Origin of the sequence: Micrococcus sp. HG099, assembly GCF_024723355.1 — a bacterium.
GTDB lineage: Bacteria > Actinomycetota > Actinomycetes > Actinomycetales > Micrococcaceae > Micrococcus > Micrococcus endophyticus.
In genome coordinates this window covers 18,696-38,907 of record NZ_JANQCJ010000007.1, presented here as the reverse complement: position 1 = coordinate 38,907, position 20,212 = coordinate 18,696, and the positions used below count along the sequence as shown (strand labels likewise).

Genomic DNA, 20,212 nt, shown 5'->3' with positions numbered 1-20,212 from the left:
GCGCTGCCCGGGATCGGACCGGTGGCGGCGGTCCGCGAGGTGCTGGACGCCGCGGGCATCGCGCTGGCGGAGGTGGCCGTCGTCGAGGTGGTGGAGGCGTACGCCGCGCAGGTGTGGGCCGTGCTGGACGAGCTCGGCCTGAGCGCCGAGGCCGGTGCCGCCCGAGCCGACGACTGGGGAGTGGACCCGCGCGTCAACGCCGAGGGCGGGGCGCTCGCGTTCGGCCACCCGTGGGGCGCCTCGGGCGCCGTCGCGGCGACGCACGCGGTGCGGCGCCTGCAGTCCTGCCCGCCGGGGTCGAGCGCCCTGGTGGCCTGCGCCGTGGGCGGCGGCATGGGCGTGGCCCTCGTGCTGGAGGTGGCCTGAGATCATGCGAGGCATGACGGAGCAGACGACGGGCGTGAGGCTGCGCGGGGCGCGCGTGGAGGCAGACGGGCCCGAGGGCGTCGTCGCCCTGCTGCAGGACGTGGACCTGGACCTCACCGCGAAGCGCGTCGCCGTGGTGGGGGAGAACGGCTCGGGCAAGTCCACGCTGGCGCGCGCCGTGGCGGGGCTGGTGGACGTCGTCGCCGGCGAGGTCACGGTGCACGGCGTGGACGCGGTGCGGGACGTGAAGGCGCTGCGCCGTGTCGTCGGGATGGTGTTCGCCAACCCGGCCGCGCAGGCCATCATGCCCACCGTCCGCGAGGACGTGGAGCTCACCGTGAAGTCGCTCCGGGACGACGACGGCCGGCGGCTCTCGAAGGACGACGTCGCCGCGCGTGTGGCCGCGGCGCTCGCCGAGCACCGGCTCACCGAGCTCGCCGAGCGGCCCTGCCTCGCCCTGTCCGGCGGGCAGGCCCAGCGCCTGGCGATGTGCTCCGTGATGGCCGGGCGCCCGCGGCTGGTGATCGCCGACGAGCCCACCTCCCTGCTGGACGGGCGGCACCGGCGCATCATCGCGGACCGGCTGCTCGCCGCCGACGGGTTCCAGCTGCTGCTCGTCACCCACGACCTCGAGCTCGCCCGCGCCTGCGACGACGCCGTGTGGGTGCACGAGGGCCGCGTGCGGGCGGTCGGGCCGGCGGGCGAGGTGGTGGACGCCTACGCGGCGTTCCTGGACGAGGCCGTGGCGGCGGAGTCGGCCGTGCCGGCAGCGGGCGATCCGGCCGCGGGGAATCCGGCCGGGGCGTCGGTCGAGGCACGACCGTGATCTCCCTGTACGTCCCCGGCGACTCGCCCCTGCACCGTGCCCCCGCCGGCCTGAAGCTGGCCCTGTTCGCGGCGTGGGCGCTCGCGGTGACGCTGGTGCCGCCGACCCCGTGGACCGCGGGGGCCGCCGTCGGGGTGGCGCTGGCCGCGTACCTGACGGGCTTCGGGCCGCGGCGCGGGGCGGCGATGCTCGGCCGCGACCTGCGCGCCCTCTGGGCGTTCTACGCGTTCCTGTTCGCCGCGCAGTGGCTGTTCGCGGACCTCACGGCGGCCACGCTCATGGTGGGCCGCGTGCTCGGGCTCGTGCTGGCCGCGCAGGTGCTCACGCGGACCACGCGGATCGCCGAGCTGGTGGGCGTGGCCGAGGCGGTGCTGGCGCCCGTGGAGCGGATCCCGTGGCTGGGGCCGCGGCTCGCCCGGGCGGGCCTGCGACCGGAGCGGGTCGGGCTGGCCATGGGCCTGGTGCTCGCCTCGATCGGGCACCTGCGCTCCGTGGCCGAGCAGGTGCGGCAGGCCCAGGCCAGCCGTGGCGTGCGCATGGCGCCCTGGGCGTGGGTGCTGCCGCTGCTCGTGCTCTCGGTGAAGCACGCGGACGACGTCGGCGACGCGCTCGCCGCCCGCGGCATCGAGTAGGCGCGGGGCGGGAGACAGGCGGGGTGGGAGACGGTGGGGCCGGCCTTCCTCCCGCAGGCACGCCGTTGCGCTCACGACTCGCCGCGTGCAGGAATCCCGCACGGCGAGTCGTGAGCGCAACGCGGCGCGGCCAGGAGGCGCCCCGCCCGCAGAAAAATAGGGGATGCCCCCGTATCTAGGTACGTGCTATACCTAGGTATATGAACGAGCCTACCGACCGGCCGTCGTCGGGAACGGCGCCGGAGGCCTGGCCCTCCGCCTGGGTCCGCGCCGCCCTCGAGCCGGCCATCCTCGGCAGCCTCGCGGGCGGACCGCTGCACGGCTACGGCATCGCGCAGGCGCTCGCGGACCGCGGCTTCGGCCGGCTCCGGGGCGGCTCGCTGTACCCCGTGCTCGGCCGCCTCGAGGAGGCCGGCCACATCACCGCCCGCTGGGCCCCCGGCGACGCCGGCCCGGGCCGGAAGGACTACGAGCTCACCGACGCCGGGCGAGCGGCCTACGGCGACGCCGTCGCGAACTGGCAGCGCCTTGGCGCCGCCCTCGCCGACCTCGGCTCGACCGCGAGCAGGACCGCACAGGAGGGAACCGTCCGATGAGCACCCACGATCACGACCACGACCCCGCCCACCCGCGGCGCACGACCACCTCCGCCGGGCCCACGACCACGTCCGCCCCGGCCTCCCTCGAACCGGAGATCGAGGCCATGCACGCGGCCCGCGGCTGCGAGGAGGACCGGGACTGGGCCCTGCACCTCGTCGGGGTGCTCGTCGTGGAGGGCGTCTCCACCGCCGCCGCGCGCCGCCACCTCCGGCGCGCCGCCGCGGCCGTGGCCCAGAGCGACGAAGGCCCGGACGAGCTCTTCGGCACCCCCGTCGAGTTCGCCGCGCAGATGCGGGCCGACGCGGCGGAGGCCGGGGAGCCGATCGTGGACTCCACCCCGGACGCCTCCTGGCGGGACGTCCCCGTCGTGGGCTTCACCGTGGCCGCCGTGATCAGCGTCCTGTTCTTTGTGGTCTGGCTCGTCCGGGACGGGCTCACCACGGACTACTCGTGGGGGCTGCTCCTGGCCCCGGGGCTGATGTCGCTGCTGGGCGTCGGCGCCATGACGCTGTGGGAGCGGCTGCTCCCGCGGACCTCTCGGCTCGTCGCCGGACTGGCCGCGGTAAGCGCGTTCGTCGTGGCGGTCGGCGGGCTGGCCTGGTGGCTGGTGATGGGCCAGGGGACCGCGACGCTGTTCACCGGCAGCACCTTCTGGCTGCTCGCGCTCGCCCCGGTCCACGCCGGGCTCGCGTGGCTCGCGAACCGGGTCCTGCCCGAGGCGCGTCCCGCGGCCACCGGTTCCGCCGACCCCCTCGACGACGACGCCTGGGTCCGCGAGCTGGCCGGCACCCTGCGCCTGCGCATGCAGCTGTCCGACGCGCGGATCCGCGAGATCGTCCGGGAGGCGCAGGCCCACGCCGCCGACGCAGGCCGCCCGCTGGCCGAGGAGTTCGGCGCGCCGGCGGGGTACGCCTCGCGCTTCGCGAAGGACGGCGTCGCCGGGAAGCGCCGGATGGCGTGGTTCTTCACCGCTCTCGCCGGGCTGGTGGTGCTCACGAACATCGCCGGGGCAGTCGAGGACGGCGGGATCGATGCGTGGAGCATCGCGCAGATCCTGGCCCTCGCGCTGTTGGTGGGCGTGTCGTGGCGAGAGTACCGGGCCGCCGTGCGTCGTCGTGATGCCGGCGCGCCGGGCGCGGGCGGGCGCTGACCGCCGCGCGGCCCGTCACTGCTCCCGTCACTGCGCCGGGTGTCCGGCCCCGGCGTTGCGCTCACGACTCGCCGCGTGCAGGAATCCCGGACGGCGAGTCGTGAGCGCAACGGGGGCCGTTGCCGGTCTCTGCCCGCGCCGCCCCTGCGCAGGGTGGTCACGACACGCCGTCTCCCTCCCGAGGACGCGGCGTGTCGTGACCACTCTGCGAGGGCATCGCACGGATGACGACACGACGACGGCGGGCCGCCCCACCCGGGGCGACCCGCCGTCGTCGTGCGCGCGGGGTGCGGGCACCGCACCGCGAGCGAATGGGGCGACTTGCCGGAGGTGATCTGCGTCTACACCTCCGACACGTCGCCCCGACCGCCGCTCACGAGGCTCAGCCCGCCGGCAGCTCCCGCTGCTCGGGGCCGTCGTAGGCCGAGAGCGGGCGGATCAGCGCGTTCGCGGCGCGCTGCTCCATGATGTGGGCGGTCCAGCCCGTGATGCGCGAGGCGATGAACAGCGGGGTGAACATCTCCGTGTCGAAGCCCATCAGGTGGTAGGTCGGGCCGGCCGGGTAGTCGAGGTTCGGCTTGATCTGCTTGGCCTCGTCCATCGCGGACTGCAGGCCGTCGTACAGCCCGAGCATCTCCTCGCGGCCGTAGTGCTCGATCATGCGGTCCAGCGCGGCCTTCATCGTGGGCACGCGGGAGTCGCCGTTCTTGTACACACGGTGGCCGAAGCCCATGACCTTCTTCTTCTGGGCCAGGGCGTCCTCCATCCACGCCTTCGCACGGGCGGCGGCGTCCTCCCGGGACTCCTCCTTGCGGATGCCGATCTCGTCGAAGGTGTGCATGACGGCCTCGTTGGCGCCGCCGTGCAGCGGGCCCTTGAGGGCGCCGATGGCGCCGGTCACGGCCGAGTGCAGGTCGGAGAGCGTGGAGGTGATCACGCGCGCCGTGAAGGTGGACGCGTTGAAGGAGTGCTCGGCGTAGAGCACCATCGAGACGCGGAACGCGTCCACGACCTCGGGGGCGGCCTCCTCGCCGAACGTCATCCACAGGAAGTTCTGCGAGTAGTCCAGGTCCTCGCGCGACTCCACGACGTCCTGGCCGCGGCGGCGGCGCTGGTCGTAGGCGACGGCGGCCGGGAACGCCGCGAAGAGGGCCTTGGCCTTCTCCAGCTCGGCCTCGGGGGAGGAGTCCTCCGCCTTCGGGTGGTTGGCGCCCAGCACGGACACGGCGGTGCGGCCGACGTCCATCGGGTGGCAGTCGGTGGGCAGCAGGTCGATGGCCTGCTTCACCTTCGGGTCGAGGGCGCGGTGGGCGCGCTCGAAGCGCTGGAACTCGGCCAGCTCCTCGTCGGTGGGCAGCTCGCCGTTCCACAGCAGCAGCGCGACGGACTCGAACGGCAGCTTCGCCGCGAGGTCCTGCACGGGGTAGCCGCGGTAGAGCAGGGAGTTGGTGTCCGGGTTGACCTTGGAGATCGCCGTGGTGTCCACGACGACGCCGGCCAGGCCCTTCTTGATCTCGGTCTCGGTCATGGTGTCCCTCCTGAAGGGGAGGCGGCCCGCCCGCGCACGGGCGGGCCGCGGTGACGGGTGTCAGAGGTTGGCGTTGTTCTCGTCGATGTCCAGCGTGGGGACGTCGAAGTTGAAGATGCCGGTGTCGAACGCGTTGTAACCCTCATAGTCCACGAGTTCGTACAGGCGCGCACGGGTGAGCATCTGGTCCACCTGCGAGGCCTGGGTGCCCTCGTCCTTGATGGCGTCGAGCACCCGCTCGGCGGCGCCCATCGCGGAGCGCAGCAGGGTGACCGGGTAGATCACCATGGCCACGCCGGCGTCGGCCAGCTGCTGCCGGGTGAACAGCTCGGACTTGCCGAACTCGGTCATGTTCGCCAGCACGGGCACGCCCAGAGGTGCGAGCTCCCGGCACACGGTCTCGAACTCGCCGATGTCCTTGAGGGCCTCGGGGAAGATCGCGTCCGCCCCGGCCTCCACGAGCGCCTTCATGCGGGCGATCGCGGCGTCCAGGCCCTCCACGGCGCGCAGGTCGGTGCGCGCCATGATCAGGAAGTTCGGGTCGCGGCGGGCGTCCACGGCGGCGGCGATGCGCTTGACCGCCGTGTCCAGGTCCACCATGTTCTTGCCGTCCAGGTGGCCGCAGCGCTTCGGGTTGAACTGGTCCTCGATGTGGCAGCCGGCCAGGCCGGCGTTCTCGAACTCCTGCACGGTGCGGGCCACGTTCATCGGCTCGCCGAAGCCCGTGTCCGCGTCGATCAGGCAGGGCAGGTCCGTGAGCCGGGCGATCTGCCCGCCGCGCAGCGCGACCTCGGTGAGCGTGGTCAGCCCGACGTCGGGCAGGCCCAGCTCGTTGGCGAGGACGCCGCCGGAGATGTAGACGCCCGGGAAGCCCTTCTCCTGGATGAGCTTCGCGGTCAGCGGGGTGAAGGCGCCGGGGAACTGCTGGGCGCCGCCCTCGGCGAGCGCGGCGCGCAGGTCCACGCGCTTCTGCTCGGCGGTCTTGGTGGAGTACAGCATCAGAAGAGGCCCTTCGGGGCGTTGTCCAGGTCGGCCTGGGACAGGAACGCGGGGTCGGCCATCACGTTGAGCTGGTCCAGCTCGCCCGGGCCGAGCTCGGAGACGCGCTGCACGGCGTCGAGGAAGCGGTCCTGCTCCTCCTTCGTGACGATGCCCTCGGCGAGGGTGCGGAACTTCTGGATGTACTGCTCGCGGGCGAACGGCCGGGCGCCCAGCGGGTGGGCGTCCGCCACGGCGATCTCGTCGGTGATGACGGTGCCGTCCGTGAGGGTGATCTCCACGGCGCCGCCGAAGGCCTTCTCCGTGAGGTCGTTGGAGTGGTAACGGCGGGTCCACTCGGGGTCCTCCACGGTGGTCACCTTGTGCCACAGGGCCACGGTGTCCTCGCGGGCGGCGCGCTCCGGGGCGTAGGAGTCCACGTGGTGCCACGCGCCGTCCTGCAGGGCGACGGTGAAGATGTAGGGGATCGAGTGGTCCAGGGTCTCGCGGGAGGCCGTGGGGTCGTACTTCTGCGGGTCGTTCGCGCCGGAGCCGATCACGTAGTGCGTGTGGTGCGAGGTCTTGATGAGCACGGACTCGACGTTGGCCGGGTCGGTGGCCTCAGGGTGCTCCTTGTTCAGCTTGCGGGCGAGGTCGATCCAGGCCTGGGCCTGATACTCGGCCGAGTGCTCCTTGGTGTAGGTGTCCAGGATGCCGCGCTTGGGCTCGCCGGCCTCGGGCAGCGGGACCTCGTAGGAGGCGTCCGGGCCGTCGAGCATCCAGGCGATCACGCCGTCCTCGCCCTCGTAGATCGGCACGGGGGAGGTCTGGCCGCGCATAGCGCGGTCGGCGGCCTCCACGGCCATCTTGCCGGCGAACGCGGGGGCGTGGGCCTTCCACGTGGAGATCTCGCCCTTGCGGGACTGGCGGGTGGCGGTGGTGGTGTGCAGGCCCTGTCCGATGGCCTGGAAGACGGTCTCGGTGTCGAGGCCGAGCAGGGTGCCGATGCCGGCGGAGGCGGACGGGCCGATGTGGGCCACGTGGTCGATCTTGTGCTTGTGCAGGCAGATGGACTTCACGAGGTCCACCTGGACCTCGTAGCCGGTGGCGATGCCGCGGATCAGGTCCTTGCCGGAGCGGCCGGCGTGCTGGGCGACGGCGAGGATCGGCGGGATGTTGTCGCCCGGGTGGGAGTACTCGGCGGCCAGGAACGTGTCGTGGTAGTCCAGCTCGCGGACGGCCACGCCGTTGGCCCAGGCGGCCCACTCGGGGGAGACCTTCTGCTCGACGCCGAACACGGTGGCGCCGGCGCCGCCGGTGGAGACGGGGTGGGACAGGGCCTGGGCGCGGGCGGCGACGATGGGGCCGCGCTGGAGGGAGGCGACGGCCACGGAGGCGTTGTCGATGATGCGGTTGACGATCATCTCCTCGACCTCGGGCAGCACCTCGACGTCGTCGACGGCCACCTCGGCCAGCTTCCAGGCCAGCTGGTCCTTGCGCTCGAGGTTCTCCTCGGAGCGGTGCACGCGCACGTGATGGTTCTTCATGGTCGGTCTCCTTCGGTGGGGGACAGCAGGGTCGGGGTCTCGTCGGCGCGGGTGCGCCGCGTCAGGTGATGGAAGGCGTGGTGGAGGTGGACGCGGGTGGTCGCCTCCGCCAGGTCGGCGGCGCCGGAGCCGACGGCGTCCGCGATGTCCGCGTGCTCGGCGGCGGAGGTCGCCAGGCGGGCGGGGTCGTCCGCGGCGAGCCGGCGCAGCCGGGCCAGGTGCAGGCGCAGGGTGCGCAGCGTGGACACGAGGTAGGGGTTGGCCGCGGCCTCGTCGAGGATCGCGTCCAGCTCGGCGGTCATCGCGTAGTAGTCGGCGGGGTCGGTGCCGGCGCGCAGCGCCTCCCCGGCCTCCTGGAAGCGGGCCGCCAGGGCGGTGAACCGGGCCGCGGTCTCCGGGGTGGCCCGCTGCGCGGCCCGGCGGGCCAGCAGGGACTCGAGGGCAATCCGCAGGTCGAACAGCTGGTCGGCCTGCTCCATGGACAGGTCGGCGACGACGGTGCCCCGGCCGGGCGCCTGCTCGGCGAGGCCGTCGGCCACCAGGCGGGAGAGCGCCTCGCGCACCGGGGTGCGCGAGATGCCCAGGCGCTCCGCCTGCTCCACCTCGCCCAGTCCGGCGCCCGGGGGCAGGGACCAGTCGAGGATCTCCGCCCTCAGGGCCTGGTACGCCCGCTCACTCGCTCGCATGCCCTCAGTGTATACACACGGTCTCCTCGATGGGGAGGGGCGGATCGGCGCGCGTGTCCGCCGCAGGGGCCGCCGGTTCGGGGGAGTTGCCCCACGGTTCTCCGGAGCGCCGCCGTCGGGGGCGGCGGGCCGCGGTCCTCCCCGGGTCGCCGAAATGTATACACATCTCTTGTGCCTGTGTGATGCACAGCACTACCCTGAGCGCATGGCGACCCATGATGCCCCCACCGAATCCCGCCCCTCCGGCGCCTACGCCGCCGCCCACGCCCGCTCCCTGCACGATCCCGAGGGGTTCTGGCTCGAGGCGGCCGAGGCCATCGACTGGACGGTGCCCCCGACGCGCGCCCTCGACGACTCCGCCGCGCCCCTGTACCGCTGGTTCCCGGACGGCGAGTTGAACACCGCCTTCAACTGCCTGGACCGGCACGTCGAGGCGGGCCGCGGGGACGCCGTCGCCCTGGTCCACGACTCCGCGATGACCGGCGAGGTCACCCGCTTCACGTACGCCGAGCTCACGGACGCGGTGGCCCGCCTGGCCGGCGCCCTGGCCGCACGCGGCGTCGGCAAGGGCGACCGCGTCCTCGTGTACCTGCCGATGATCCCGCAGGCCCACATCGCGATGCTGGCGTGCGCACGACTCGGTGCGGTGCACTCCGTGGTCTTCGGCGGCTTCGCCCCGCGCGAGCTCGCCTCCCGCATCGACGACGCCGCCCCCGACGTCGTGCTCACCTGCTCCGGCGGCATCGAGCCCAAGCGCCGGGTCGAATACCTGCCCGCCGTGGCCGAGGCGCTCGAGACCGCCGCGCACCCCGTGCGCACGGTGCTGGTCCACCACCGCGAGGGCTTCGAGACCTCCCTGGCGGACGTTGCCGGGCGCGGGGGCGCGAGCTGGGAGGACTGGGGCGAGGCCGTCGCGGCCGCCGAGCCGGCCGACTGCGTCCCGGTGCAGGCCACCGACCCGCTGTACGTGCTCTACACCTCGGGCACCACGGGCAAGCCGAAGGGCGTCGTCCGGGACAACGGGGGCCACGCCGTCGCCCTGCGCTGGACCATGGAGAACATCTACGACGTCGGCCCGGGGCAGGCGATGTGCACGGCCTCGGATGTGGGCTGGGTCGTGGGGCACTCCTACATCGTCTACGGCCCGCTGCTGGCCGGGGCCACCACGGTCATGTACGAGGGCAAGCCCGTGGGCACCCCCGACGCCGGCGCGTTCTGGCGGCTCATCGAGGACCACGGCGTGCGCTCCTTCTTCACGGCCCCCACGGCGCTGCGCGCGATCCGCCGCGCCGACCCCGAGGGCGAGCTGCTCCAGGACCACGACCTGTCCTCCCTGCGGCACTTCTTCGCCGCGGGCGAGCGCCTGGACCCGGAGACGCAGCGGTGGATCGAGGGCCTGCTGGGCATGCCGGTGATCGACCACTGGTGGCAGACCGAGACCGGCTGGGCCATCGCGGCGAACCCGGTGGGCCTGGAACAGCTTCCGGTGAAGATCGGCTCGTCCTCGGTGCCCTCGCCGGGCGTCGATCTCGTCGTCCTGGACGGCCTGGGCGAGCCCGTGCCGGCCGGGACCGAGGGCAACATCGCCCTGCGCCTGCCGCTGCCCCCGGGCACCCTGCCCACCCTGTGGGGCGACGACCAGCGCTACATCGACTCCTACCTCAGCGCGTTCCCCGGCCACTACGCGACCGGTGACTCCGGCGTCGTGGACGAGGACGGCTACGTGTTCGTGCTCGGGCGCACCGATGACGTCATCAACGTCTCCGGCCACCGGCTGTCCACGGGCGTCCTCGAGGCCGCCCTGGCCTCCCACCCGGCGGTGGCCGAGTGCGCCGTGATCGGCGTCGCGGACCCGCTCAAGGGCCAGCGGCCCTCGGGCTACGTGGTCCTCAAGTCCGGCGTCGAGACGCCCGAGCCCGGCTCCAAGGCTGAGGCCGCGCTCCTGGACGAGCTGCGCCAGGCGGTGCGCCGCGAGGTGGGCCCGGTGGCGGACTTCCGCGACGTCGTCGTGGTGGACGCGCTGCCCAAGACCCGCTCCGGCAAGATCCTGCGCAAGACCATGCGCCAGATGGCCGACGGCGAGGAGTATTCGGTGCCCTCGACCATCGAGGACTCCGCCGTGCTCGAGGCCCTGGCCGGGGTGCTGCGCCCGGCCCGCTGAGCCCCGCTCACGCGCGGCCGGCCCAGCGGTACTCCTGCTCGGGCCGGCCGCGGCCGCCGTGCCGGGCCGAGCGCCGCACCCGGCGGATCCGCTCGAGGTGCTCGAGGTAGCGCCGCGCCGTCACCCGGGAGATGCCCAGCCGCTCGCCGACCTCGGCAGCGCTGTGCCCGCGCCCGGGGTCCGCGCCGAGCAGGCCCACGACCTCGCGCAGCGTTCCCTCCGTGAGCCCCTTCGGCAGCTCCTCGGCGCGGCGCTCGCGGGAGACCCGGAACACGGCGTCCACCTGCTCCTGGCCCTCGAGCGCGCCGCCGCCGGCCAGCAGGGCGGAGGCGGCCCGGAAGCCGCCGAGCCGGGCGGCGAACTCGTCGAAGCCGAACGGCTTCACGAGGTACTGGACCACCCCGTAGGCCACGGCCCGGCGCAGCACCGGCAGGTCCGTGGCGGCCGTGAGGGCCAGGACGCCGCCGTGGAAGCCGGCGCCGCGCAGCTGCTGGAGGAAGTCCAGGCCGTGCCCGTCCGGCAGGTTCATGTCCAGCAGCACCACGTCGAAGGGGAACCGGCCGTCCGCGTGCAGGCCGGCCGCCGTCACCTTGCGCGCCTCCAGGAGGGAGCCGGCCACCGCGGCCACCTCGAACCCGGGCAGCCGGTGCAGGTGGTCCACGTACGTCTGGGCGGTGAGCGCCTCGTCCTCGACGACGAGCACGCGGTAGGGGCGCGCGCTCACGCCGTCCCTGCCTCGGGCTCCGCCGCCGGGGGCACCTCCACGGTGAACACGGTCCCCGAGTCCGTGGCGACGTCGGCGACGCCGCCGGCCTCCTCGGCGATCCGCCGGGTCAGCCACAGCCCCATGCCGCGGCCCGCGGCGCCGGCGGGCTTGGTGGACCAGCCGCGCTCGAAGAGCCGCTGACGGTCCTGCGGGGCCGGGCCCGGTCCGCCGTCGGCCACCTGCACCAGCAGCCCGCCCTCGTCCGAGGCCACCTCGACGTCCACCCAGCGGCCGTCCTCGGCCGTGTCCGGGCCGGCCGCGGCGTCGAGGGCGTTGTCCACGAGGTTGCCCAGGACCGTGAGCAGGTCCAGCGGGGACAGGGGGGAGGGGGCCGTGAGGTCCGCGGACCAGGCGAGCGCCACCCCGCGCTCGCGGGCCTGGGCCGCCTTGGCGTCCAGCAGGGCGGCGACGACGTCGTCGGTCGCGGACGCGCCCCCGGCCCGGCGGGAGAGGACGGCCCGGGCCGCGTCGAGCCGGTCCGAGTCCAGCAGGGCGAGCGCGGTGTGCAGCTGGTTGGCGTGCTCGTGCGTCTGCGCGCGCAGTGCCGTGGTCAGGGTGTGGGCCACGGTGAGCTCGTCGCCGAGCCGCTGCAGGTCGGTGCGGTCGTGCAGGACGAGCACGCGCGATCCCGAAGGGGCGGTGGTCACGCCCTCGCGGGCGGCCGCGGCGAGGGCCGTCGGCGGGACCGACCCGCCGGGGTCGGAACGGCCGGGAGCCCGCACGACACGCTGCTGCATCACCAGGACCCGCCCGCCGACGGCGAGGCTCGCCTCGCCGCTGACCGCGCTCGGCAGGGCCGCGGAGACCTCGGTGGGCAGTCGAGGCTCGCCCGTGTCCTCCCAGCCGAGCAGGCGCGCCGCGGCGTCGTTGTGCAGGCGGACCCGCCCGTCCGGGGCGAGGACCACCACGCCGGCCTCGAGCGAGTCCATGGCCGTCTCCGCCAGCAGGAACTGTTCGGCGATCTGCTCGGGGCCGCGTCCGAGCGTCACCCGGTTCAGATACCGGCCCACGAGCCACGCGACGAGCAGGCCGACGGCGGCCACGGCGGCCGAGCCCAGCAGGATGCCGGGGATCTGCGCCTCGGCCATGATGGTGACGTCGGAGATCTGCACGCCCATCGTGACCACGCCCAGGACGGTGCCGTCCTCCGGGTCCAGGACCGGCGCAAGCGCGCGCACTGAACGGCCCGCCGCACCGGTGCTCGAGAGCTCCACGACGGTGTCTCCGGCGACGACGGCGTCCACCGGCCTCGGATAGCGGACGCCGACCTGCTCGGGGCGCCAGCTCGCCAACCGCATCCCGTCCGGATCCATCACGGTCAGCCATGAGACCTGCGCCTCGGCGATCCAGCCGTCGATCCCGGCCTGCAGGGCGGAGACGTCACCGACCCGCAGGGCCGAGACGAGCGCGGGGTCGCGCGCCACGAGGGTGGTGACGCCCTGGACGTGGCGCTCCTCGACGCGCAGGGCCACCTCGCGGGCCTGGAGGTAGGCGCTCCACACGCTGAACAGGGCGATGGCCGCCACGAGCGCCACGTGGACCACGGCGATCCGCCGGGCGATCGACCACGGGTGGCGCATGCCTCTCCTTCCTCGGGCCGGCGACGCGCCGGTCCGCTCCCACGATCCTGCAGCCCGCGGGCCGCCGTGACCACTATGACCGCAATCGTGACCGACGCCACCCCGGCCCGCGAGAGTGGTCACATCCCTCCCGCGCCGCTGCGGACTGTTCGGCGGCGCCCCACCACCGCACAGAACGGAACGCCCCATGGCGCACATCCCACCGGCCGAGACCTCGGCCCCGCCGGCCCCGGCGAAGAAGAAGGACCGCACCCACTGGCTCTACATCGCCGTGATCGCCTCCGTGGTGCTCGGCACCGCCGTCGGCCTGCTGTTCCCCGAGTTCGGCAAGTCCCTCAAGCCCGTGGGCGACGGGTTCGTCTCCCTGATCAAGATGATGATCGGCCCGGTCATCTTCTGCACCATCGCCCTCGGCGTCGGCTCGATCGCCAAGGCCGCCACCGTCGGCCGCGTGGGCGGCATCGCCCTGGCCTACTTCATCGCCATGTCCACGTTCGCGCTGGGCGTCGGCCTGGTGGTGGGCAACCTGGTGCACCCGGGCGAGGGCCTCAAGCTCACCCCGTACGACCCGAACAAGCCCAAGGCCGAGCTGGACGGCACCGTCCAGTTCCTGCTGGACATCATCCCCGGCTCCCTGCCGGTGCTGCCCACGCTGTTCGTGGCCCTGCTCGTGGGCTTCGCGCTCCAGCAGATGGGCCCGGCGGGCGCCCCGCTGCTGCGCGGGCTGACCCTGATCCAGGGCGTGGTGTTCCGCATCCTGATGATGGTGATGTGGGTGGCCCCGATCGGCGCGTTCGGCGCGATCGCCGCCGTCGTGGGCTCCACCGGCTGGTCCGCTATCGGCGCCATGGCGCTGCTCATGGGCGCCTTCTACCTCACCTGCCTGCTGTTCATCGTGGTGGTGCTGGGCACCATCCTCAAGGTCGTCACCGGCCTGAGCATCCTGTCCCTGATGAAGTACCTGGGCCGCGAGTACCTGCTGATCTTCGCCACCAGCTCCTCCGAGACCGCCCTGCCGCGCCTGATCGCCAAGATGGAGCACGCCGGCGTGGACAAGTCCGTGGTGGGCGTGACCGTGCCCACCGGCTACTCCTTCAACCTGGACGGCACCGCCATCTACCTGACCATGGCCGCGCTCTTCGTCTCGAACGCCATGGGCATGGAGATGAACCTCGGCGAGCAGATCGGCCTGCTGGTCTTCATGATCATCGCCTCCAAGGGCGCCGCCGGCGTCACCGGCGCGGGCATGGCCACCCTGGCCGCCGGCCTGCAGGCGCACCGCCCCGAGCTGCTCGGCGGCATGGGCGTGATCGTGGGCATCGACAAGTTCATGTCCGAGGCCCGCGCCCTGACCAACTTCACCGGCAACGCGGTGGCCACCCTGCTGATCGGCAAGTGGGTGGGCGAGCTCGACGGCGCCCGCGCCCGCCAGGCCCTCTCCGGCGAGCTGAAGTTCGACGAGGCCGCGGTGGCCGGCCACGACGGCGCCCCGATCGACCCGCACGAGTCCCCGACCATCGCCGAGCAGGCCTACGAGGGCCACCCCGGCTCGAGCCTGAACGTCTCGATGGCGGCCGACGCCGGTCGCGGGCCGGTGCGCTGAGCGCCTGAACACGGCGACGCGCGGCGTCGCCGCCGCCCTGCGGGGCCGGGGAGGCGGGTCCGAGAGGCCCGTCGCCCCGGCCCCGCCGTCGTCCGCCCCGTGCCAGGCACTAGGGTGGGGGACGAGAAGGACACGCCGCCCGCGGCGACCGCGGGACCCCGCGGCCCGCGGGCCGGGCGTGCAGACCAGCCTGGAAGGAGCCGGCGCCGCCGTGACCTCGAGAGAACCGATCCCCGTGATGACGATCCACGGCGAGCCCGTGCTCGGGCCGACCGGACGCCCCAAGCACGACTTCCCGGAGCCCGCGCCGCTGAGCTCGCACGGCCCGGCCCGGATCATCTCGATGGTGAATCAGAAGGGCGGGGTCGGGAAGACCACCTCCACCATCAACCTCGGCGCCGCGCTCGCCGGCTACGGCCGCAGGGTGCTCATGGTGGACTTCGACCCGCAGGGCGCGCTCTCCGCCGGCCTCGGCGCGAACCCGCACGACTTGGAGACCACCGTCTACAACGTGCTCATGGAGCGCTCCGTCACCGCGCGGGACGCCATCCTGCCCACCCCCTTCGAGGGCATGGACCTGCTGCCGGCGAACATCGACCTGTCCGCGGCCGAGGTCCAGCTGGTCAACGAGGTGGCCCGCGAGCAGGTGCTCGAGCGGGCGCTGCGCCAGGTGCGGGACGACTACGACGTGGTCCTCATCGACTGCCAGCCCTCCCTCGGCCTGCTCACCGTGAACGCGCTGACCGCCTCCCACGGCGTGATCATCCCGCTCACCGCGGAGTTCTTCGCCCTGCGCGCGGTGGCGCTGCTCGTGGAGACCATCGAGAAGGTCCAGGACCGCCTGAACCCGGACCTGGAGATCGACGGCGTCCTGGCCACCATGTTCGACCAGCGCACCCTGCACTCCAAGGAGGTCGTGGGCTCGCTCGTGGCCGGCTTCGGGGACAAGGTGTTCGAGACCGTGATCAAGCGCTCCATCAAGTTCGCCGACGCGACCGTGGCGGCCACGCCCATCACCCTGTTCGCCGAGAACCACGACGGAGCCAAGGCCTACCGCCAGCTCGCCCGCGAGCTCATCTGCCGCGGCGGCGCGCCCTGATCCTCCAGGCGTAGGCGGCCGCGCCGCCCCGCGCACCACGGCCCGGATCCCCGCGGGGACCCGGGCCGTCGTCGTCCCCGGACCCGGCCGGAGGCGCCGCGCCGGGGGATCTGCGAGAATGGACGACGGCGCGGCCGACTCCGGCGCGCGCCCGACCCCCCAGACCCGCACGACGCCGGCCCGCCGGCGTCGTCGACGCGCACCTGCAGAGAGGACGCACTCCCATGAACTCCCGCAAGCCGAGAGGCTCCGGACGCACCCCTTCCGTCGGACGACGAGGAGGCCCGTTCCAGGAGCGCGACTTCCAGCGACAGCTCGGGGCCCGCCGCGGCCCCGCCGGCCCCCGCGACGAGGCGCCCTTCGACGAGGACGCCGTGCCCCGCACCCGCGGCCGCCGAGGCCGCGGCGCCGGCGCCGCCCGCGCCAAGGCCGCGAACCTCGACCGCATCCACGACGAGTCCGGCGAGCGCCTCCAGAAGGTGCTGGCCTCCGCCGGCGTCGCCTCCCGCCGCGTCAGCGAGGACCTCATCGCCGAGGGCCGCGTGGAGGTGGACGGCGTGATCGTCACAGAGCCCGGCGTGCGCGTGGACCCCGCCCGCGCCGTGATTCGCGTGGACGGCATCTCCGTGCAGACGGACGTCACCAAGCAGTACTACGTGTTCAACAAGCCCCGCGGCGTCATCTCCACCATGGTGGACCCCGAGGGCCGCCCCTCGATCGCCACGTACCTCAAGCCCGGCCAGGAGCACCTCTTCCACGTCGGCCGCCTGGACAACGAGACCGAGGGCCTGCTGATCCTCACCAACGACGGCGAGCTGGCCAACCGCCTGACCCACCCCAGCTACGAGGTCCCCAAGACCTACGTGGTCCAGACCCGCGGCCCGCTGGCCAAGGGCGTGTCCAACCGCCTGCGCGAGGGCGTGGAGCTCGAGGACGGCGTGGCGAAGGTGGACTCCTTCAAGCTCGTGGACTCGACCCCGGGGCACGTGCTCGTGGAGGTCGTGCTGCACTCGGGCAAGAACCGGATCGTGCGCCGCATGTTCCAGGAGATCGGCCACCCCGTGGAGCGCCTCGTGCGCGTCAAGGTGGGCCCCATCCTGCTGGGCGACCAGAAGCAGGGCAGCGTCCGCGCGCTGTCCGCGCAGGAGCTGGGCCACCTCAAGGCCCTGGTCGGCCTGTGAGCGCCGCCGCCGAGACCGCCGCGGCGGTGCCCGGCGCGCTCCCGGCCGGGATTCCGCAGCCCGTGCTGGTCCGGGGGACCGGCCTGCTGGGCGCCTCCATAGGCATCGGCCTGAGCGCCGCCGGGGCGGACGTGCTCCTGCACGACCTCTCGCCGGCCGCGCTCGCGGTCGCCGCGGACATCGGCGCCGGGCGCCCGATGCGGATTGACGACGACGGCGCGGACGCCGGGCCGGCCCCCGCCCTCGTGGTGGTGGCCGCGCCGCCGGACGTCACCGCCGACGTCGTGGTGGACTCCCTGCGCCGCTGGCCCGAGGCCCTCGTGCTGGACATCGCCTCCGTGAAGGAGGCGATCGCCGCGGGCGTGCGCGCCGCCGTCGACGACGGCCGGCTCGGCCCGTCCGACCCGGACCGGCACCTCGGGACCCACCCGATGGCCGGCTCGGAGCGCTCCGGGCCCGTGGCCGCCCGCGGCACCCTGTTCACGCAGGCGCCGTGGGTGCTGTGCCCCACGGACACGACGCTGCCCGCCGCGGTGCAGGCCGGGCGCGCCCTGGCCCTGGCGCTGCGGGCCACGCCGTACCGCATGGACGCCCGCGCGCACGACGAGTCCGTGGCGATGATCTCGCACCTGCCGCAGATCGCCGCCTCGCTCGTGGCCGCGCGCCTGCAGGACACCCCGGACCAGGCCCTGGCGCTGGCCGGCAACGGGCTGCGGGACACCACCCGGATCGCCGCCTCGGACCCGCAGCTGTGGGTGCAGATCCTCTCCGGCAACGCCGAGCGGATCGTGCCCGCGCTGCACGGGCTGCGCGACGACCTGGACCGGCTGATCCGCACCCTCGAGGCGCCGGGCGCCCCGGGGTCCCGGCTGGACATGGCCCGGCTGATCGCCGAGGGCAACGCCGGGCGCGCCCGCGTGCCCGGCAAGCACGGCGCCCCGCCCCAGGCGTTCGCGGTCGTCACCGTGATCGTGGACGACACCCCGGGGCAGATCGCGGCCGTCCTCGACGAGGTGGGCCGCACCGACGTGAACGTGGAGGACCTGAGGCTCGAGCACGCCTCGGGCCACCGGGCCGGCATGGTGGACATCTCCGTGCTGCCCGGCCGCAGGGACGAACTCGTGGCGGCGCTGTCCGCCGCCGGATGGAAGGTGGTCTGAGATGACCGAGCACACCCGCGACGACGTTGCGACGACGCCCCTCGTGGTGGCCGTGGACGGGCCCTCGGGCTCGGGCAAGTCCTCCGTGTCCAAGGCCGTGGCCCGCCGCCTCGGCGCCGCCTACCTGGACACCGGCGCCATGTACCGGGCCGTGGCCTGGCACTGCCTCAACGAGGGCGTGGACCTCGCCGACGCCGACGCCGTGGCGGCCGCCGCCGTGGCGATGGAGCTCGAGCAGTCCACGGACCCGGACGTGGAGGCCGTCCGCGTGGGCGGCACCGACGTCACCGAGGCCATCCGCGGCGCCGAGGTCACGGACACGGTCTCCACCGTGGCCGTGGTGATCCCCGTGCGCGAGGAGCTTCGCCGCCGCCAGCGCGAGACGATCGCCGCCGCCGGCCGCATGGTGGCCGAGGGCCGGGACATCACCACCGTGGTGGCCCCGGACGCCCACGCCCGCGTGCTGCTCACGGCCTCCGAGGCCGTCCGCACCTCCCGCCGCTCCGGCCAGCTGGCCGCGGCGGGGGAGCCCGGCGTCGACGCCGGCACGCTGCACCGTCAGGTGGCCGGGCGGGACGCCCGCGACGCCACCGTGTCCACGTTCGACCGCCCCGCCGAGGGCGTGGCGCTCGTGGACTCCACCGAGCTCGACTTCGAGCAGACCGTGGCGGCCGTCCTGGCCGCCGTCGAGGACCAGGCCGGCACCCCGGCCGTGAAGGGAGGCCGACGATGACCGAGAACCCCCAGCACCGCTCCGGCGATGACGAGTTCGTCCCCGCCGGCGAGGACCAGGTCGCCGAGCGCCTGGCGGCCATGACCGAGGAGGAGGCCGAGGCGCGCGCCGCGTCGCTGCGCGCCGGCCTCGCCGACTACGAGCTCGAGGACGACGACGCCGCCCTCCTCGACGCCTGGCAGATCGGCCCCGACGAGGACCTGGATGCGCCGGTGCCCCCGGTGCTGGCGATCGTGGGCCGGCCCAACGTCGGCAAGTCCACGCTCGTCAACCGCATCATCGGCCGCCGCGAGGCCGTGGTGGAGGACGTGCCGGGCGTGACCCGCGACCGCGTCTCCTACGACGCCGAGTGGAACGGCCGCGAGTTCACCGTGGTGGACACCGGCGGCTGGGAGCACGACGCCAAGGGCATCCACCGCCGGGTGGCCGAGCAGGCCGAGCTGGCCGTGGACGTGGCCGACGCCGTCGTGTTCGTGGTGGACGCCACCGTGGGCATGACCGCCACGGACGAGGCCGTCGTCTCGATGCTGCGCCGCAAGGACCGCCCCGTGATCGTGGCCGCCAACAAGGTGGACGACATGGTGCAGGAGGCCGACGCGGCCTCGCTGTGGTCCCTCGGCTTCGGCTACCCGTACCCCGTCTCCGCCGTGCACGGCCGCGGCGTGGCCGACCTGCTGGACGCCGCGCTCGAGGCGATGCCCGAGGAGTCCGCCCACGGCGGCCTCGTGCCTCGCGGCGGCCCCCGCCGGATCGCCCTGGTGGGCCGCCCGAACGTGGGCAAGTCCTCCCTGCTGAACCGGCTCGCCGGCTCGGACCGCGTGGTGGTGGACGACCTCGCCGGCACCACCCGCGACCCCGTGGACGAGCTCGTGGAGCTCGGCGGGCGCCTGTGGCGCTTCGTGGACACCGCCGGCATCCGCCGCCGCCAGCACATGGCGCACGGCGCGGACTACTACGCCTCCCTGCGCACCGCCTCCGCCCTGGACCGCGCCGAGGTGGCCGTGGTGCTGCTCGAGGCGCCGTCGGTGATCTCGGAGCAGGACGTGCGCATCCTGCAGATGGTGCTCGACTCCGGCCGCGCCCTGGTGATCGCCTTCAACAAGTGGGACCAGGTGGACGAGGACCGCCGGCACCAGCTGGAGAAGGAGATCGAGCGGGACCTGGCCCACGTGGCCTGGGCCCCGCGCGTGAACATCTCCGCGAAGACCGGCTGGCACAAGGACCGCCTCGTGCCCGCCCTGGACACCGCGCTGGACTCGTGGGACACCCGCATCCCCACGGGCAAGCTCAACGCGTTCCTCGGCGAGCTGGTGGCGGCCCACCCGCACCCGCTGCGCGGCGGCAAGCAGCCCCGCATCCTCTTCGCGACGCAGGTCTCCAGCCGGCCGCCGAAGTTCGTGCTGTTCACCACCGGGTTCCTGGACCCGGGGTACCGCCGCTTCATCGTGCGCCGCCTCCGCGAGACCTTCGGCTTCGAGGGCACGCCGCTGGAGATCGGCATGCGCGTGCGCGAGAAGCGCGGCCGGCGCCGCTGAGCGCGGCGGCCGCAGACGACGACGGCGTCCCGCGGGCCCGGAGGGGATCGACGGATCCCGCCCCGGCCGCGGGGCGTCGTC

The 20,212-nt window shown here is 74.1% G+C and carries 17 protein-coding genes and 1 pseudogene; 12 read left to right on the top strand and 6 right to left on the bottom strand.

Annotated features, from left to right (window positions below; genetic code table 11):
- The 5 genes and pseudogenes from NWP10_RS01585 to NWP10_RS01565 all read left to right on the top strand — a co-directional run.
- Window positions 1-366 (top strand): annotated as a pseudogene (locus NWP10_RS01585) (acetyl-CoA C-acyltransferase); the annotation flags it as partial.
- Between the two features lie 13 nt (window positions 367-379).
- Window positions 380-1,192, top strand: a complete 813-nt coding sequence (locus NWP10_RS01580; protein ID WP_258299652.1) for an energy-coupling factor ABC transporter ATP-binding protein — start codon at window positions 380-382, stop codon at window positions 1,190-1,192.
- Entirely contained in the window at window positions 1,189-1,824 is a 636-nt protein-coding gene (locus tag NWP10_RS01575) for an energy-coupling factor transporter transmembrane component T (protein WP_258299651.1), read from the top strand. The genes NWP10_RS01580 and NWP10_RS01575 overlap by 4 nt, the downstream gene beginning before the upstream one ends.
- A 200-nt stretch (window positions 1,825-2,024) precedes the next feature.
- Window positions 2,025-2,420: a PadR family transcriptional regulator gene (locus NWP10_RS01570; RefSeq protein WP_258299650.1), complete on the top strand. Its 396-nt coding sequence runs from the start codon at window positions 2,025-2,027 to the stop codon at window positions 2,418-2,420.
- Window positions 2,417-3,574 (top strand): hypothetical protein, encoded by a 1,158-nt coding sequence (locus NWP10_RS01565; protein ID WP_258299649.1) that lies wholly within the window; start codon window positions 2,417-2,419, stop codon window positions 3,572-3,574. The genes NWP10_RS01570 and NWP10_RS01565 overlap by 4 nt, the downstream gene beginning before the upstream one ends.
- Before the next feature lie 382 nt (window positions 3,575-3,956).
- Here the strand turns inward: NWP10_RS01565 and NWP10_RS01560 are convergent, their stop codons facing one another.
- Genes NWP10_RS01560 through NWP10_RS01545 form a run of 4 tightly spaced genes read right to left on the bottom strand, consistent with a single transcriptional unit; the run spans window position 3,957 to window position 8,313 of the window.
- The gene (locus NWP10_RS01560) at window positions 3,957-5,102 is read right to left on the bottom strand and encodes a bifunctional 2-methylcitrate synthase/citrate synthase (RefSeq protein ID WP_017489409.1); all 1,146 of its coding nucleotides are present in this window, start codon (window positions 5,100-5,102) and stop codon (window positions 3,957-3,959) included.
- 60 nt (window positions 5,103-5,162) lie between these two features.
- On the bottom strand, window positions 5,163-6,101 hold the full coding sequence (prpB, locus tag NWP10_RS01555; RefSeq protein ID WP_017489410.1) for a methylisocitrate lyase: 939 nt from the start codon (window positions 6,099-6,101) through the stop codon (window positions 5,163-5,165).
- Window positions 6,101-7,627, bottom strand: a complete 1,527-nt coding sequence (locus tag NWP10_RS01550; RefSeq protein ID WP_017489411.1) for an MmgE/PrpD family protein — start codon at window positions 7,625-7,627, stop codon at window positions 6,101-6,103. The genes prpB and NWP10_RS01550 overlap by 1 nt, the downstream gene beginning before the upstream one ends.
- Window positions 7,624-8,313: a GntR family transcriptional regulator gene (locus tag NWP10_RS01545; RefSeq protein ID WP_258299648.1), complete on the bottom strand. Its 690-nt coding sequence runs from the start codon at window positions 8,311-8,313 to the stop codon at window positions 7,624-7,626. The genes NWP10_RS01550 and NWP10_RS01545 overlap by 4 nt, the downstream gene beginning before the upstream one ends.
- Window positions 8,314-8,518: 205 nt before the next feature.
- On the opposite strand from NWP10_RS01545, the gene NWP10_RS01540 reads away from it, so the two are divergent.
- Entirely contained in the window at window positions 8,519-10,474 is a 1,956-nt protein-coding gene (locus NWP10_RS01540) for an AMP-binding protein (protein WP_258299647.1), read from the top strand.
- A gap of 7 nt (window positions 10,475-10,481) precedes the next feature.
- Here NWP10_RS01540 and NWP10_RS01535 read toward each other — a convergent pair whose 3' ends face one another.
- Window positions 10,482-11,198, bottom strand: a complete 717-nt coding sequence (locus NWP10_RS01535; RefSeq protein WP_258299646.1) for a response regulator — start codon at window positions 11,196-11,198, stop codon at window positions 10,482-10,484.
- Window positions 11,195-12,820: an ATP-binding protein gene (locus NWP10_RS01530; protein ID WP_258299645.1), complete on the bottom strand. Its 1,626-nt coding sequence runs from the start codon at window positions 12,818-12,820 to the stop codon at window positions 11,195-11,197. The genes NWP10_RS01535 and NWP10_RS01530 overlap by 4 nt, the downstream gene beginning before the upstream one ends.
- Window positions 12,821-13,007: 187 nt before the next feature.
- On the opposite strand from NWP10_RS01530, the gene NWP10_RS01525 reads away from it, so the two are divergent.
- The 6 genes from NWP10_RS01525 to der all read left to right on the top strand — a co-directional run bounded on the left by NWP10_RS01525 (window position 13,008) and on the right by der (window position 20,131).
- Window positions 13,008-14,423 carry a cation:dicarboxylate symporter family transporter gene (locus NWP10_RS01525; RefSeq protein WP_258299644.1) on the top strand — a complete coding sequence of 472 codons (1,416 nt, stop codon included), beginning with the start codon at window positions 13,008-13,010 and terminating at the stop codon, window positions 14,421-14,423.
- Between the two features lie 238 nt (window positions 14,424-14,661).
- Window positions 14,662-15,522 carry a ParA family protein gene (locus NWP10_RS01520; protein ID WP_258299653.1) on the top strand — a complete coding sequence of 287 codons (861 nt, stop codon included), beginning with the start codon at window positions 14,662-14,664 and terminating at the stop codon, window positions 15,520-15,522.
- 224 nt (window positions 15,523-15,746) lie between these two features.
- On the top strand, window positions 15,747-16,703 hold the full coding sequence (locus NWP10_RS01515; RefSeq protein ID WP_158494450.1) for a pseudouridine synthase: 957 nt from the start codon (window positions 15,747-15,749) through the stop codon (window positions 16,701-16,703).
- Window positions 16,700-17,863, top strand: a complete 1,164-nt coding sequence (locus tag NWP10_RS01510) for a prephenate dehydrogenase (protein WP_017488677.1) — start codon at window positions 16,700-16,702, stop codon at window positions 17,861-17,863. Before NWP10_RS01515 ends, NWP10_RS01510 begins: the two co-directional genes overlap by 4 nt.
- A 1-nt stretch (window position 17,864) precedes the next feature.
- Window positions 17,865-18,596 carry a (d)CMP kinase gene (gene cmk / locus NWP10_RS01505; RefSeq protein WP_258299643.1) on the top strand — a complete coding sequence of 244 codons (732 nt, stop codon included), beginning with the start codon at window positions 17,865-17,867 and terminating at the stop codon, window positions 18,594-18,596.
- Window positions 18,593-20,131, top strand: coding sequence for a ribosome biogenesis GTPase Der (der, locus tag NWP10_RS01500; RefSeq protein WP_258299642.1), 1,539 nt, complete (start codon window positions 18,593-18,595; stop codon window positions 20,129-20,131). Before cmk ends, der begins: the two co-directional genes overlap by 4 nt.
- Window positions 20,132-20,212: the final 81 nt, after the last annotated feature.